The following is a 16,132-nucleotide window of genomic DNA, read 5'->3' as shown; positions in this document are numbered from 1 at the left end:
AGAAAAATGGAAAAAATCATCCAAAAAATTCAAGAGCAAATAGGAGCAGGCATCTACCCAGGTGCCTCTCTTGCGCTCTATCAGAAAGGAAGCTGGCAGGAGTATTACTTGGGACTAGCTGATCCAGACAAGCAAGAGCCAGTTATTCCTGGCTTGACCTATGATTTAGCCAGTGTGAGTAAGGTCGTCGGAGTTGGAACGGTTCTTGCTTTTCTGGTCCGACAAGGGCAAATTGATATCGATCGTCCCTTAGCTTCTCACTATCCGGATATGGAGCAGGCAGAGGTGACCATCCGTCAGCTTTTAACCCATACTTCTGGGCTGGATCCTTTCATCCCTAGACGAGATGACTTGGATGCTGAGGGCTTAAAAGAAGCCTTGCACCGCTTGAAACTCAAGGACAATCGCCAGTTCCACTATACGGATGTCAATTTTCTTTTATTGGGCTTTCTTCTGGAGAAGTGGTTTGGTCTGGACTTAGACTATATTTTTCAGGAGCAAGTCTTTGAACCTTGGCAAATGAAGGAGACTACTTTTGGCCCGGTTTCTCAAGCTGTTCCAACCATTCGTGGCCTTCCAGGTGGCGTTGTCCATGATCCGAAAGCGCGTGTGCTGGGAGTCCATGCTGGAAGTGCAGGCCTGTTCTCGACTATTAGAGATATGGAAATTTTCCTGGAGCATTATTTACAGGATCCTTTTGCAGGGATTCTATCGCAGAACTATGCCTTAGAAGAAGGGAAGACGCGCTCTCTGGCCTGGAATCTGGAAGGAGACTGGTTGGACCATACAGGTTATACAGGGACCTTCCTTCTCTATAACCGCAAGCTCCAATTGGCGGCTATTTTTCTATCCAATCGGACCTATGAAAAAGATGAGCGGGCCCAATGGATCCTAGATCGAAATCAACTGATGGAGCTCATCAAAACAGAAATGGAAGTGGCCAGTAAAAATCCTTCCTAAGACGGAGAAAGAAGCGTGGTTTAGCCATCGCTTTTTTTCTTTTTTTATATTAAAATGGTAGGAGAGAGGATTGTATCAAGCAATCTATAGCAGAAAGAATGAAGATAACTGAGAGACGTATGACTAGATCGATAGGTGTCGGACAGGCACATAGCAAGATTATTTTAATAGGAGAGCATGCAGTTGTTTATGGCTATCCAGCCATTGCCTTGCCTCTCCTTCACATTCAGGTCACCTGTCAGATTGTACCTGCGGATCGTCCGTGGGTCCTTTTTGAGAATGATAGCTTATCTATGGCTGTTTACGCTTCCTTAGAGTATTTGGGGATTGAGGAGGCGGCCATCGCTTGCCGAATTGACTCCATGATTCCGTCCCAGCGGGGGATGGGGTCCTCGGCTGCTGTCAGTATTGCAGCAATTCGAGCAGTCTTTGATTACTTCAAGCGGGATTTGAGTCAAGAGACTTTGGAAATCTTGGTGAATCGAGCGGAAATGATTGCCCATATGAATCCTAGTGGGCTGGATGCCAAGACCTGTCTAAGTGATAAGCCTATTAAATTCATTCGAAATGTCGGTTTTAGTGAATTAGAGGTTGATTTGGGTGCCAAGCTGGTTATTGCAGATACAGGTATCCGTGGCCATACCAAAGAAGTCATTCAGAAGGTCAAGGATTTGGGAACAGCGGCCCTGGCAAGTTTCCATGAAATTGGACTTCTAACTGAGCAAGCAGAAAAAGCTCTTGCCCAAAAAGATGCTCCCACCTTGGGACGTATCTTAACAGACTGTCATCATTATTTGCAGGCAGTAGGAGTGAGTTGTCCAGAAGCGGATCAACTGGTAGAACTAGCATTAGCGAATGGAGCTTTGGGAGCCAAAATGAGCGGTGGCGGGCTCGGTGGCTGTATCATTGCCCTTGCTACAGACCAAGAACAAGCAGAAATGATCGCAAAAGAACTAAGAAATAAAGGAGTGGAGGAGTTATGGATCGAAAGCCTGTAAGTGTGAAATCGTATGCCAATATCGCCATTATTAAGTATTGGGGTAAGGAAAACAGTGAAGCGATGGTACCATCAACTAGTTCCATTTCCTTGACCTTGGAAAATATGTATACGGAGACTCGCATCAGCCCTTTGGGACCTGAAGCCAAGGCTCATGCCTTCTATATTGATGGGGTCTTCCAAAATGAAGCGGAGCAGGCCAAGATTGGAGCAGTCATCGACCGCTTTAAACCAGAAGGGGAGACAGGCTTTGTTCGGGTTGATACCAGCAACAATATGCCGACAGCTGCAGGACTTTCTTCTAGTTCTAGTGGTTTGTCTGCATTGGTAAAAGCCTGCAATCGCTATTACCAACTGGGCATGACTCAGGCAGAACAAGCTCAAGCGGCTAAGTTTGCTTCCGGCTCGTCATCTCGTTCCTTCTTTGGGCCTTTAGCTGCTTGGGACAAGGATACTGGGGAAATTTACCAGGTGGAAACGGACCTCAAACTGGCTATGATCATGCTAGTGTTAAACGACCAACAAAAAATTCTTTCTAGTCGGGAAGGGATGAAACGGTGCACGGAAACCTCTACCAATTTCCAAGAATGGATCCGCCAGTCAGCCCGGGATTACCAAGATATGCTGGGTTACCTGAAGGACAATGATTTTGAAAAAGTAGGGGAATTGACCGAACGGAATGCTCTTCTCATGCATTCTACAACCAAGACTGCAAGTCCAGCCTTTTCCTATTTGACGGATAAGAGCTACGAGGCCATGGAGTTCGTGCGCTCTCTTCGTGAAGAAGGGAAACGTTGCTACTTCACCATGGATGCAGGTCCGAATGTGAAGGTTCTCTGTCTAGAAGAGGATCTGGACCAATTGGTTCCACTTTTTGAACAAGACTACCGTATCATTGTCTCCAAGACCAAGGATTTATCCCATGAAGATTAAGAAAGAAGTTCGTGCAGGTGGGAAGCTGTATGTCGCTGGGGAATATTCTATCTTAACTCCTGGACAAACAGCCATCATTCAGTTTATCCCTATTTACATGCAGGCAGAAATCCAACCAGCATCTACTTATCGGATTCAGTCGGACATGTTTCCTTTTGCGGTTGATTTGACTCCGAATACGGACTATGCATTGATCCAAGAAACCGTGCATCTGATGAACGCCTACCTCCAGTCACAAGGAGTAGCGATTTCTCCCTTTGATTTACGTATTGGGGGGAAATTTGAGCGAGAGGGTAAGAAATTCGGAATTGGCTCTAGTGGCAGTGTGGTCTTGTTGACCCTCAAAGCCATGGCAGCTCTTTATGATTTCCCCCTGCCTGCAGACTTGCTCTTTCGTTTGGCCTGTTTGGTCTTGATTCAGCGTGGTGACAATGGGTCAATGGGAGACCTAGCTTGTATTGCCTATGAAGGCTTGGTTAGCTACCGCTCTTTTGACAGACGGGCGCTGGCTGATCAATTACAAGATCAGGATCTGGACCAGGTCTTAGCCCTTGATTGGGGATATGAAATCCGGCCTCTTTCCCCTCAGTTGTCCTATACTTTTTTAGTGGGTTGGACCCAAGAACCTGCTATTTCAAGGGACTTGATTAACCAGGTTCGTTCAGCTATTGATCCTGTCTTCTTAGAGGGGACGGAGCAGGCTGTACAAGACCTCTTAGTGGCCTTTCAAGAAGCAGACAGAGACTTAGCCTGGTCCTCTATCGGTCGGGCTAGTGACTTACTTCTATCTCTTAATGAGGTAATTTATACCAAAAAACTAGCCCAATTAAAGAGGGCAGAAGAGGGGTTAAAGGTCATTGCAAAATCCAGTGGCGCTGGAGGAGGAGATTGTGGAATCGCCCTCGCATTTGAGGAGGCTGCTGCCCAAGAAATCGTCAGACGCTGGCAAGAAGCAGGGATTGATTTATTATATTCAGAAAGGATGGGAGAGTATGACGACCAACCGAAAGGATGAACATATTCGTTTGGCCTTGGAACAAACTCCGGGTTACAATAGCTTTGATGAGGTTGAGTTGATTCATTCCTCTTTACCAACTATCGATTTAGATGAGGTGGACTTGACAACTCATTTTGCGGGTCGTGATTGGGACTACCCTTTTTATATCAATGCCATGACAGGTGGCAGTGCCAAGGGGGGAGAAATCAATCGGAAGTTGGCCCAGGTGGCAGAAGCCTGTGGTATTCTCTTTGTGACAGGTTCTTATAGTGCAGCTTTGAAGGATCCTCAGGATAGCTCCTATCGAGTCAAGGACCTTCATCCGGACCTACTCTTTGCGACCAATATCGGGATTGACAAACCGCTTGAATTGGGCATACAGACGATTGAAGAGACCCAGCCCCTCTTTCTCCAACTCCATGTCAACCTCATGCAGGAGCTTCTCATGCCCGAAGGGGAACGAAGCTTTAGAAACTGGCAAGGCCATTTAGCAGGTTATGCAAAGCAACTTCCAGTGCCCTTGGTGCTAAAAGAGGTCGGTTTTGGTATGGATGCCGGAACTATCCAAAGAGCTATCGAACTAGGTGTCAGGACAGTTGATATTTCTGGTAGAGGTGGGACCAGTTTTGCCTATATCGAAAACCGTCGGGGAGGCAATCGCTCCTATCTCAATGACTGGGGACAAACAACGGTCCAAGCCCTACTTGGGGCTCAACCACTGATGGATCAGGTCGAGGTTCTCGCCTCTGGTGGCGTTCGTCATCCCTTGGATATGATCAAGGCACTGGTTCTAGGAGCCAAGGGGGTCGGTCTTTCTCGGACCATTTTAGAATTGGTAGAGACAAAGCCGATTGACGAGGCCATCGCCCAAGTCAATGCTTGGAAAGAGGATTTACGCCTGATTATGTGTGCCCTTTCTTGTCAGACAATTGCCGATTTAAGAAAGGTTCCCTATATTCTTTACGGACGAGTAAAAGAAGGACACGAACAAATCTCTTCCATCCATGATTAACTTGAAGAAACTAGCAAAAATCCCTCCGTTTACACGGAAGGATTTTTTACTTACTTTGACGAATTTCCTCTAAAACAGCTTGGGCTTTTTCCAGGTTAAAGGGTTTGTCCTCTAGCAATGCTTGCACCACCGGAGCCACCTCTGACGGAGTAGCTCCAGCAAGTAGGGCGAGTGACTTAGCCTGGAGTTTCATATGCCCATGTTGAATACCGGTGCTGACCAAGGCCTTAAGCGCTGCAAAGTTTTGAGCTAGGCCAACGGATACAATAATCCGTGCAAGAGTCTGGGCGTCAGGATTTCCAAGTAGTTCATGAGCCACTTGAACACTTGGATTGAGTCCGATGGAGCCTCCCTTGGTAGCGATAGGCATGGGAAGGGTCAGCTGACCTTCTAGGACTTGCTGTTCTGGATGATCCATCCAGTTAGATAGTCCTAGAGCTTGTCCGGATCGACTGGCATAGGTATGGCCACCTGCTTCAATCGCCCGCCAGTCATTTCCAGTTGCTAAGACGACAGCATCGATGCCATTGAAAATTCCCTTGTTGTGAGTCGCTGCTCGATAAGGATCAACAGCCGCTAATTGACTGGCCAGAGCTATTTTCTGAGCAATTTCGGCAGCTTCCTTGGGATCACGACTGAGAAAGCGGTAGTCTATGTGACACCTTGCAGTGACGAGGGCATCTGTTGCTAGGTTGGACAAAATAGCCATTAAGCCTTGGCCCCCGGATAACTCTTCTAAAGGGTCGACCAGAGCTTCCAACATGGTGTTGAGCATGTTAGCCCCCATGGCTTCTTTTGGATCAACGGATAGGTAGCAAATGAGAAAGTCACCTTTCACCTCTGTCCAGAGATCTCGTGCCCCACCTCCCCGTTTAACGATGGAAGGATAGGCTTGATTGGCCAGTTGGAGCAGTTCTTCTTTAGCTTCTGTAATCGCCTGACTGGCCTTTTCTTTATTGCTGACATCATAGAGAGCCACTTGCCCAATCATTTGACGCTTGTGAACCTGGGTCTGAAACCCACCTGAACGCTTGATCAACCCTGCAGCATAAGAAGCAGCAGCAATGACAGAGGGTTCTTCCGTCACCATTGGGACCTGAATTTCCTGATCATCTATCTGGAAGCCAGGAGCTATACCAAAGGGCAAGGCTAAGGTGCCGAGGACATTTTCGACCATTTCATTGGCAAGAGAAAGGGGCAATGTGTCATTGTCCCTTACTGTTTGTAGTCCTTCTTCTGAAAGGAGTCCGGCCTGAGCCAGTTTCTCGATACGCTCTGCTGGACTTGCTTTTGAAAAACCAGTTAATTTAACCATGGTGTTCTACCTTTACATAGGTTCGTTGGTGTTCGTTGATTTCTGATAAGGCAAAGGTTTGATCTTGGTAACCTTGGAAGGTTTGATTGCCTTCAGCATCTAATTGTGCCTCTTCGAAGAAGATCTTCTCATATTCGGCAATCGTAAGAGCTTTTCGCTGATCCAATTCTGCCATACGATTTGGATGGAGCATTTGCTCATATCCTTCGACTAAGTGAGCACTAAAAATCTCAGCGACTGCGCCACTTCCATATCCATAGAGGGCGATCCGGTCGCCAGCCACTAGTTGAGGCTGATTCTCTAAGAGAGAAAGCAAACCTAGGAAGAGGGAACCCGTATAGATATTCCCAACCTTTTGGCTGTAGAGAATGGACTGTTCAAAATTGTATTGCAATTGGGCTTGTTTCTCAGGAGAAAGACTCTTATCAAGAATCTTTTTTAAGCCCTTAAGAGCAAGCTTGGGATAAGGTAGGTGGAAGCAGATCGCATCAAAATCATCCAATGTCAGACCAGTCCGTTTTTGATACTCTGTCCAAGTTGTTTTCAAGCAATCCAAGTACTGTTGGGTCGAATAGATCCCATTGACAAAGGGAGTGCTTGAGTAGTTGGGACGCCAGAAATCCATGACATCACGGGTTTGAGCTACATTATCATCATTAAAGGCTAGGATACGTGGGTTCTGCGTCACTAGCATAGCGACAGATCCAGCTCCTTGAGTCGGTTCTCCAGGGGTGTCGATCCCATATTTTGCAATATCACTGGCAATGACCAACACCTTGCTCAGTGGGAACTTTTCAACATGAAGCTTAGCATAGTCCAAAGCGGCCGTTGCAGCATAGCAGGCTTCCTTCATTTCAAAGCTCCGAGCAAAGGGTTGGATTCCTAGGAGACCGTGAACGAAAACAGCAGCAGCCTTACTCTGGTCAATTCCTGACTCGGTCGCCAGGATGACCATATCAATTTCTTCTTTTTCTTCTTCGGTTAAAATACTATGGCTGGCACTTGCTCCAAGTGTGACGATATCCTCTGTAATAGGGGCAATACTCAGTTCTTTCAATAAGAGCCCTTTACTGAGTTTCTCTGGATCTGTATTTCGAGCAGCCGCTAGCTCACTTAAGCGCAAGACATACTGGCTGGTCGCAAATCCAATCTTATCAATACCGATTGTCATAAATAACCTCTTTTAATTTGATATCTACTAGTATATTTCGTTACTATTTTACCATATTTGAGAGCAAAACTCCCTTGAAAAAGCCAGAACAGTTTGGAAATCATTCTTAGGACCGAGTTGGGCAAGGGGATTTTTTGAAAAAAAGAGGACGAAAAACAAAAAAGCCATCCCTAGATGGCTTTTCAACTCTTATGCTTGCTTATCTTTTTTAGGATTGCTCATGATTCGTATGAAGAGCTCTTTGCATTTGTCTCTTAGAACATTTTCGTAGAAGACGATTAAAGCGATGTATACAATCAGAAAGTTCAAGGTCAGATAGAACAAGTCAAATGAATTACGGGCATAGATAGTCGCTGATTGATAGGAGGGGAGGGCTCCTAGGATCATCCAAGGAAGATACTTGATATACTTGTTTAGCATCATACATCACCTCGCATACTTTAAAGGATTTGTTTTTTTCACTATCATTGTACTCCTTTTAAATAAAAATGCAAGCGATTACATATAAAAATTTAGAAAACCAATGCTAGTTGGCATTGGTCATTTTTCTTTTTTGATGGCGTTGGTAAGAATGGTAGAGTTTCAAGACGACAGACCCGCTAGCCATCCCGATAGAGATAACCAAGGCCAGAATAACAACTAGGGTCACACTGGTCACGGCTTGCTGATATTGGCCACTAACAAAGAAGGAGGTGGTCCGATAGGAAATATATCCAGGAACCAAAGGAGCGAGAATAGCTAGCATAAAGACAACGACAGGCGTCTTGTAGATGATACTTAAAATTTGACTGATACAAGAACCGACAATGGCGGCGATAAAAGTCGCAATGATAACATTGGTAGGTCCTTTCAAGATATAGTAGAGCAACCAAATAGCCATCCCTAAAATTCCTCCAGGGAGTAGCATGGAACGTTGCACGTTGAGGACGATTAAAAAGGTAATGATGGCAATCAAACTCGCCACGGCTTGGATTAAAAATTCGATTAGATTCATGATTCTATTTCATAAGGACAAGAGCGACGGTCGTTCCGGCACCAAGGGCAAGAGTAATGAGCAGGGTCTCAAAGAGTTTACTCATCCCAGAGTTGAGGTGGTTGTTCATCAGATCCCTGACGGCATTGGTCATGGCAATCCCAGGAACGAAAGGCATGACACAACCAGCAATTATGAGATCGGTATTGGAAGGAAAACCACTATAGCGGGCCCAAATATGGGCCAAAAAGCCAAAGACAAAGGCTGCCGCAAAAGCAGTGGCAAAAGGGATGCGCACGTATTTCTCAACTACTAGAGAGAAAGCATAGGCAAAGACAGTCGCAATACCTGCTCCTATCGCATCATAAAAATTCCCGCCAAACATAATGGAGAAAAAAGGGGCGCTAAGAGTTGCCGCGATGGTTAACTGCAAATTGGTATAGGGGACTTCCTTCTGCTTCAATTGGATCAAGGCTTGGTAGGCTTCTTCGAGATTGATGTGCCCAGAGACTAATTGGCGAGAAATCTGATTGACATCACAGACCTTCTCGATATTGTAATTGGTCCGCAGGATCCGCTTCATCCGCGTGATATTGGCATTTTCGATTGAAAAGAAAATAGCGACTGGCATCGCTAAGGCATTGCAATCATCGATTCCTTGAGAATGAGCAATCCGGATCATGGTATCCTCCACCCGATGGATTTCAGAACCACTCTCTAAAAGGAGGGTTCCTGCCAACATGAGGACATCAATCACGCGGTCCATATCTTTAGACGATTCCATTGTTCTTCCTGTTCTGTTAATAGATTGCTTCCATTATATCAAAATTTCACTGATTTGTACTAGTGTTACCACGGATTTAGTCAAGACAGGACAAGAAAAAACCAGCCGTTTCCGACTGGTTTGAAAAATCTATTTGAATCTTAGCTCAATGCATCATCCATAGAAAGAACTTCGTGGAAGACACGTTGTGTCAATTCAGTTTTTTGTTCTGGAGTGAGGTATTTAGTGTTTACACAGTATCCAGAGATACGAACGATAACGTCTTCACCGCTCATGATCTTTTCGTAAACGTCTGACAAGTCCATAACGTTCAAGTTAACGTGTTGTCCACCGTTTTCGAAGTATCCATCAAGGATAGTTACCAAGTTGTCTACTTGTTCGTCACGAGTTTTACCAAGAGCACGAGGTGACACTTGAGTAGTGAGTGAGATACCGTCAGCTGCGTAACCAAAGTCAAGGCTAGCAAGTGAGTTCAAGTTTTGCAACCATCCACCTTTAGCTTTGTTAGATGGGTTAGCACCTGGTGAGAAGAATTCCAATTTGCTTGTGTTCACAGAACCATCTTCGTTGAGGTATACCCCTTTGTGGACTGGTGAGTTACCAGTTTGTTTAGAGTAAGCAACGTTAGAAGTGATAGTCAAAAGTGAAACTGTAGCTTCTGCATTCTTGTAAAGTTTGTGGCTGCGAAGACGAGTAGTGTAAGCTTCGATCAACCATTCTGCCAATTCGTTAGAACGTGGGTCATCTTCACCCCAACGTGGGTATTCACCGATTGTTTCGTAATCGTAGATGTAGCCATCTTCGTCACGGATTGGTTTAACAGTAGCGTATTTGATTGCTGACAAAGTATCAACAGTGTTAGCGAATCCACAGATACCGAATCCCATGTTTGCGCGTTGGTGAGTTGGCAAGAAGGCCATTTGAACAGCTTCGTAGTTGTACTTATCAGTCATGTAGTGGATGATGTTCAAAGCATCTACGTAAGTGTCAGTCAACCAGTCAAGTGATTTTTCGAAGTTTGCTTTAACAGATTCGAATTCAAGAACTTCGTCACGGATAGGATCGATGTCAAATACTTTGTAGTCTTTATGAACGTCGTCGTAACCACCGTTCAAACCAGTAAGAAGAGCTTTAAGCACGTTTACACGAGCACCGAAGTACTGGATGTTGTGGCGTTGTTCTTCGTTTTCTGGGTCAAGTGGAGATACACAACATGAGATACAGCTCATTTCACCGTATCCGTCTTTCGCCATTGTTGTTACACCTTCGTATTGGATAGAAGAGTGTTTGTGGCTCATGTGCATACAGTAGCGACGGAAGCTGTATGGCAATTTGTCAGTCCAAAGAACTGTCAAGTTTGGTTCTGGAGAGTTACCGATGTTGTCCAAAGTGTTCAAGAAACGGAAGTCCATCTTAGTAACACGGTGACGTCCGTCGTTACCCATACCAGCCATAGAAGTTGTGATGAAGGTTGGGTCACCTGAGTACAATTGGTCGTAAGCTTTTGTACGAGCAAATTTAACAGTACGCAATTTCATAACGAAATCATCAACGAATTCTTGGATTTCAGACTCAGTGTAAGTACCACGAGCCAAGTCACGTTCAGCGTAGATATCCAAAACGATTGGCACACGTCCAAGAGAAGTAGCAGCACCGTTGATCACACGGCAGACAGCCATGAAGGCGATGTTTGTCCATTGAATTGCTTCTTTTGTATCGAAGGCAGGACGACGTACGTCTACACCATAAAGGTCACCCAATTTAACAACTTCTTGGAGTGCTTGGTATTGAAGGTTTACTTCTTCACGAAGACGGATTGATTCTTCATCGATTTCAGTAATCGCATTCCAGTCGTTTGCTTTTTCAGCCATCAAGTAGTCAGCTCCGTAAAGGGCCAAACGAGCATAAACCCCGATGATACGTCCACGTGAGTATGCATCTGGAAGACCAGTTACTGTGTGAGCGTGACGTGCACGACGGATGTTTGTAGTATAAGCACGGAAGATACCGTCGTTAACTGTTGTCACATATTTTGTGAAGATTTCATGCACAGCTGGATCTGGCTCAAATCCATTTTCTTTCAAAGTAGTTTCCGCCATACGGATACCACCACGAGGCATGAAGTTCAATTTGAACAACTCATCGTTTTGGATACCGAAGATGACTTCGTTTTCTTTGTCGATGTATCCAGCTGCGATATCAGCGATAGAAGTTGGACGAGTATCGTATGGGAAACGAGTTTCTTCGTAGTGTGCTTTTGTCTCTTCAACAATCTTCTTGATGTGAAGTGAACGTTCTGTTGGGCCAGCTAAGAAGCTTTCGTCTCCATCATATGGAGTGTAGTTAGCTTGTACAAAGCGTGAGACACTGGCTCTTTCTTTCCAGTCTTCACCTTGGAAGCCTTCCCAGGCTTTGTCAAAAATGTCTTGTGCTTCAACAACTGTTTTAACAACCATGTTTAAATCCTCTTTTGTCTTTCTAGCAACAAATCTGTTGCACTTACAATAGTAGTATACCATATGGAAATCGGTTTCACAAAGGGAATAGCAAAAAGATTTTGGATTCTTTTATAATACAGAAGGGTAAATATGAATAAACTGTATTATATTTTTGTCTTAGAAGAGGTAGGAATTAGTAGGAAAAAATCGTTGATAGGGATATAATGAAAGAGGAGGTTGCCCATGCTCATATTTCCTTTAGTCAATGATACGAGCCGTAAAATCATTCATATCGATATGGATGCCTTTTTTGCGTCCGTTGAAGAGCGTGACCATCCTGAATTGAAGGGAAAGCCTGTCATTATTGGCCATGATCCCCGTTTGTCTGGCGGAAGAGGAGTGGTGTCGACTTGTAATTACGAAGCCAGAAAATATGGTGTCCATTCGGCTATGAGTTCCAAAGAGGCCTATGAACGGTGTCCTCAGGCAGTTTTCATCCCTGGAAACTACGAGAAGTACCAGGCAGTCGGTCTCCAAGTCAGAGAAATATTTAAACGCTACACCGATCTGATTGAGCCTATGAGCATTGATGAAGCCTATCTGGATGTGACCAACAATAAGCTTGGTCTTCAGTCTGCTGTCAAGGTAGCTCGCTTGATTCAGCATGCTATTTGGAATGAATTGCACCTAACTGCTTCTGCCGGAGTTTCCTACAATAAGTTTCTAGCAAAAATTGCCAGTGATTACCAGAAGCCTCAGGGACTGACCGTCATTTTACCCGAGCAAGCTCAAGACTTTTTAAGTCAGCTGGATGTTGCTAAGTTTCATGGTGTGGGGAAACGGACAGTGGAGCGACTTCATGATTTGGGAATTTATACTGGTGCAGATCTCTTAGAAGTGCCGGAAATGACTCTCATCGATCACTTCGGTCGTTTTGGTTTTGATCTCTATCGAAAGGCTCGGGGGATTCATAATAGTCCGGTTAAGAGCAATCGCATTCGCAAGTCCATTGGGAAGGAACGCACCTATCGAAAATTGCTGGTGGCCGAGGATGATGTGCTAAAAGAATTAACCAACCTATCTGAAAAGGTAGCGAACAGTTTGGCCAAGCATCAGAAAATTGGTAAGACCTTGGTGATCAAGATTCGTTATGCCGATTTTACGACCTTGACCAAGAGACGAAGTTTAGAGGAAGCAACCAGAGACCCTGAAGTCATTCAGAGACTGGCCCAGGAGCTCTACCAGAGCCTAGAAAGTAACTCCTCAGGTATTCGCCTTTTAGGGGTGACCCTCACTAATTTTTCTTCCGAGTCTCGGGAAACCCATGAAGGATCTCTAATAGAAGAAACCCCGTAGGTATACTTGACCTACGGGGAATTTTTAGCTAGTTTTTGAAAAACTGTTGAATCTCTTCCTCGGTGAGGCCAATCATGGGATCAATGCTTAAGTAATTGTCCTCTGTTAATCGATAGCCTTGCTGAGAAGCTGGAGAAGCAGATGAGTCAGAGTGGTTTTCAACTGAGACGAGCTCCTTTTGGGGCTCTGTTTTTTTTATGGGCTTTTCTAGGTGGACAGGGCTATGTGAGGAAGAGTCTCTACCTTGAGGGATTCCGTCCGAAAAACGCTCAATCAGATAGGTTTTGCGAGCAGTTCCAGTATTCTTTGTCGCAAAGTCAAATGCGGTGTATTCTCCCAGGAGGATGAGTTTGCTTTTCGAACGGGTAATGGCTGTGTAGATCAGATTGCGTTGGAGCATGCGGCGGCTCTGATTGGTCAGAGGAAGGATGACCACAGGAAATTCGCTTCCCTGTGACTTGTGGATGCTCATGGCATAAGCCAGGCGAATCTTGTACCATTCATTGCGGGGGTAGACCAATTCATTGCCATCAAATTGGATGGTGAGTTCATCTTGCTTGGATTCGGTATATTTAGCTGGCAAGAGGTCGGTGATGTAGCCAATATCTCCGTTAAAGACATTGCTTTCGGCATCATTGACCAGGTGGATGACCTTGTCACCATTTCGATACTGGCAGTCCAGTGCTTGAAAGAATAGAGCACCCGTTTCTAATGGATTGAGAAGCTCTTGCATGAGACTGTTAATCTGGTCAATGCCTGCAGAACCTCGATACATCGGAGCGAGGACCTGGATGTCTCGAGCCGGAATGCCGTTGCGAAGGGCAGCGCTGGTGATTTTTTCAATCATGGGAGCGATGAGCTCACTCGGCGCTTCAAAGTAGGAACGATCAGGTTTTTTCTCTGTGAAATCAGGAGGCAGTTGGCCTTTGCGAATCTGACTGGCCAAAGTGACGATAGTCGAATCTTCACTTTGACGGAAGATGTGTTCCAGTTTGACTTGAGGGATGCTGGGGATCTGTAGGAGATCGGACAAGACTTGTCCAGGACTCACAGAAGGAAGCTGATCGGCATCTCCAACGATTAAGAGCTTGGTATTGGAAGAGATATTGCTGAAGAGCTGATTGGCCAGCCAAGTATCCACCATAGAGAATTCATCGACAATGACAAAATCCGCATCGAGATAATCGTCCAAGTGACTCGTGTCGTCGTCTCCCGTCATTCCTAAGTGACGATGAATAGTGGCGCTCGGAAGACCTGTCAGTTCACTCATTCGACGGGCTGCTCGACCGGTTGGAGCAGCTAAGAGGATTGGTAATTGAGATTTTTTCCGAAGATCCAATTGGTGCAGACGGGCATAGGTTCCGATAATTCCATTGATAACGGTTGTTTTCCCTGTTCCTGGTCCACCTGTTAGCACGAAGACCTTTTGCTGGATGGCTTCCTGGATAGCCTTCCGTTGGATAGGGTCGTAGTGGATATGGAGATCTTCTTCAATGTCATCGATCGTTTGTTCGATTTTTTCTGCTTCGAAAGATTCTTGCTTTCCTTTTTCTAGCAGGCGACCGATATGGCTTCGGATCCCTTCTTCTGCAAAGAAGAGGCTGTTGTTGAAAATCTTAGTGTCAATGTTTTGCACCTTGTCTTCTTCAATGAGACTGGCCAATTCTTGGGCGACGCTGGCTGGATCGAGCTCGACTGGACGAGATGCTTCTAAGAGTTGGATGGTGGCTTGGAGCAATTCTTTGGCTTCAACGTAGGTGTCCCCTGTTTCTAAGGAGAGGGTTAAAAGACTATGGACTAGTCCAGCTCGGAAGCGTTCAGGAGCATCACTGGCAATCCCTAATTCTTCTGCTAATTGGTCGGCAATTTTAAAGCCCATTCCTTGAATATCTTCGACCAGTTGATAAGGAGCTGATTCGACGATTTGCAAGGTTTCTTCCTTGTAGAAATCCTGGATTTGGAAGGCTAGTTTATTAGGGATGCCATAGTTAGCAAGTTGGGCGAGGACCCGTTCCGTACCATAGTTGAGCTGTAGTTTTTCGACAAAGGCCTCGCGATTCTTTTTAGAAAGTCCGGAGATGGAGGCTAGCTTTTCAGGTGCTTGCAGTATTTTATCAATGGTATCCTCGCCATAGAGATCCACGATTTTTTTGGCCGTTTTGAGTCCGATCCCTTTAAAATGGTCGCTAGAAAAGTATTTCACCAAGCCTTTGCTAGTGGGTTTGGCTCGTTCATAGCGATTCATTTGCAACTGTTGGCCATATTTCGGATGATGGACCAGTTCTCCCCAGAAGGTATAATCTTCTCCTTCGACGATATCTGCCATCGTTCCAGTGACGATAATTTCAAAGTTATCATAGTCCTCTGCATCTGTATCATTGATATCCAACAATAAGATACGGAAAAAACTACTTTGATTTTCAAAAATGACCCGCTCAATGGTTCCTGAGAAATAGTATTCCATGCAGAGTTTCCTTTTAAGTAATGGTCTGAGAGAGCTTATCTCTCATGAAGATATTGAAAGAGATTGGAACAAGAGTCCCAACCTCATCATGGGTTAATAAGTCTGGAATGGAAGGAGTGGCCAGAGGCGAAGGACGGCTTCCCCTTTGATTTGTTCCTTCTTGAAAGCCCCCACCTGGCGGCTATCTTTTGAAACGATTCGATCATCACCAAGGAGTAGATACTCATCATCCAAGAGCTTTTTCGTGAAGGTCGCACTTCCATCTTTATCAACGGTGAAAGCTTCGGCAATCTGTGCCATTTGGCGGAAGAGCTCTCCATTTTCTTCGAACCCTTTTCCAGAATAGGTTGATTGCAATTTATCTTCTTTAAATTTTTGAATGTAGTCTTTCAAGTAAGGCTCGTCAGTTTCTTTGCCGTTGATATAGAGGACATCGTTTTTGTACTCGATGGTTTCACCAGGGAGTCCAATGACCCGTTTAACGATTTCTTTGGTTTTTCCATTATCTGTTTCACTAGCGACTACGATATCAAAACGGTCGATAGGCAGTTTATTGATAACGAGAAGGTATTCACTATCTGCCAAGGTCGGATCCATAGAATGGCCATCGACACGGACAGGCGTCCACAGATAAATACGAGAGAGAATAATGCCTCCAATAATGAGGCCGAAGAGCGCCCATTCTTTCAGGAAAGAACGGACTGGATTAGTTGATTTTTTTGAACGTTTCAT

The 16,132-nt window shown here is 45.1% G+C and carries 14 protein-coding genes; 6 read left to right on the top strand and 8 right to left on the bottom strand.

Annotation, left to right across the window (positions count from 1 at the left end; genetic code table 11):
• Positions 1-6: 6 nt before the first annotated feature.
• From D8785_RS04000 to fni, 5 genes are all read left to right on the top strand, one after another.
• Complete coding sequence (locus D8785_RS04000; protein ID WP_125374558.1) at positions 7-960, top strand: serine hydrolase domain-containing protein; 954 nt, start codon at positions 7-9, stop codon at positions 958-960.
• A 119-nt stretch (positions 961-1,079) separates the two neighbouring features.
• Positions 1,080-1,958, top strand: coding sequence for a mevalonate kinase (mvk, locus tag D8785_RS03995; RefSeq protein ID WP_125374557.1), 879 nt, complete (start codon positions 1,080-1,082; stop codon positions 1,956-1,958).
• Positions 1,940-2,890 (top strand): diphosphomevalonate decarboxylase, encoded by a 951-nt coding sequence (mvaD, locus tag D8785_RS03990; RefSeq protein ID WP_125374556.1) that lies wholly within the window; start codon positions 1,940-1,942, stop codon positions 2,888-2,890. The genes mvk and mvaD overlap by 19 nt, the downstream gene beginning before the upstream one ends.
• Positions 2,880-3,905 (top strand): phosphomevalonate kinase, encoded by a 1,026-nt coding sequence (locus D8785_RS03985; RefSeq protein WP_023027282.1) that lies wholly within the window; start codon positions 2,880-2,882, stop codon positions 3,903-3,905. Before mvaD ends, D8785_RS03985 begins: the two co-directional genes overlap by 11 nt.
• The gene (gene fni / locus D8785_RS03980) at positions 3,883-4,899 is read left to right on the top strand and encodes a type 2 isopentenyl-diphosphate Delta-isomerase (protein WP_125334966.1); all 1,017 of its coding nucleotides are present in this window, start codon (positions 3,883-3,885) and stop codon (positions 4,897-4,899) included. The genes D8785_RS03985 and fni overlap by 23 nt, the downstream gene beginning before the upstream one ends.
• Before the next feature lie 46 nt (positions 4,900-4,945).
• Here the strand turns inward: fni and D8785_RS03975 are convergent, their stop codons facing one another.
• From D8785_RS03975 to pflB, 6 genes are all read right to left on the bottom strand, one after another.
• Entirely contained in the window at positions 4,946-6,214 is a 1,269-nt protein-coding gene (locus tag D8785_RS03975) for a hydroxymethylglutaryl-CoA reductase, degradative (RefSeq protein WP_125334964.1), read from the bottom strand.
• On the bottom strand, positions 6,207-7,385 hold the full coding sequence (locus D8785_RS03970) for a hydroxymethylglutaryl-CoA synthase (protein WP_125334962.1): 1,179 nt from the start codon (positions 7,383-7,385) through the stop codon (positions 6,207-6,209). Before D8785_RS03970 ends, D8785_RS03975 begins: the two co-directional genes overlap by 8 nt.
• 189 nt (positions 7,386-7,574) lie before the next feature.
• Entirely contained in the window at positions 7,575-7,805 is a 231-nt protein-coding gene (locus tag D8785_RS03965) for a hypothetical protein (RefSeq protein WP_042759938.1), read from the bottom strand.
• Positions 7,806-7,911: 106 nt separating this feature from the next.
• Complete coding sequence (locus D8785_RS03960) at positions 7,912-8,379, bottom strand: threonine/serine exporter family protein (RefSeq protein WP_048688397.1); 468 nt, start codon at positions 8,377-8,379, stop codon at positions 7,912-7,914.
• Between the two features lie 4 nt (positions 8,380-8,383).
• Positions 8,384-9,142 (bottom strand): threonine/serine exporter family protein, encoded by a 759-nt coding sequence (locus D8785_RS03955; protein ID WP_125334960.1) that lies wholly within the window; start codon positions 9,140-9,142, stop codon positions 8,384-8,386.
• Between the two features lie 140 nt (positions 9,143-9,282).
• Positions 9,283-11,598 carry a formate C-acetyltransferase gene (gene pflB / locus D8785_RS03950; RefSeq protein WP_125334958.1) on the bottom strand — a complete coding sequence of 772 codons (2,316 nt, stop codon included), beginning with the start codon at positions 11,596-11,598 and terminating at the stop codon, positions 9,283-9,285.
• A gap of 225 nt (positions 11,599-11,823) precedes the next feature.
• On the opposite strand from pflB, the gene dinB reads away from it, so the two are divergent.
• Positions 11,824-12,936, top strand: a complete 1,113-nt coding sequence (dinB, locus tag D8785_RS03945; protein ID WP_125334956.1) for a DNA polymerase IV — start codon at positions 11,824-11,826, stop codon at positions 12,934-12,936.
• A 28-nt stretch (positions 12,937-12,964) separates the two neighbouring features.
• On the opposite strand, the gene recD2 is transcribed toward dinB, so the two are convergent.
• Both recD2 and lepB read right to left on the bottom strand, forming a co-directional pair.
• On the bottom strand, positions 12,965-15,400 hold the full coding sequence (gene recD2, locus D8785_RS03940) for an SF1B family DNA helicase RecD2 (RefSeq protein WP_125334954.1): 2,436 nt from the start codon (positions 15,398-15,400) through the stop codon (positions 12,965-12,967).
• Between the two features lie 93 nt (positions 15,401-15,493).
• Positions 15,494-16,132, bottom strand: coding sequence for a signal peptidase I (gene lepB / locus D8785_RS03935; RefSeq protein WP_125334952.1), 639 nt, complete (start codon positions 16,130-16,132; stop codon positions 15,494-15,496).

The sequence above is a fragment of the Streptococcus australis genome (assembly GCF_003943615.1).
Classification (GTDB): domain Bacteria; phylum Bacillota; class Bacilli; order Lactobacillales; family Streptococcaceae; genus Streptococcus; species Streptococcus australis_C.
Note: the sequence above shows the minus strand (reverse complement) of the source record. Positions and strands in the feature narration are given on the sequence as shown.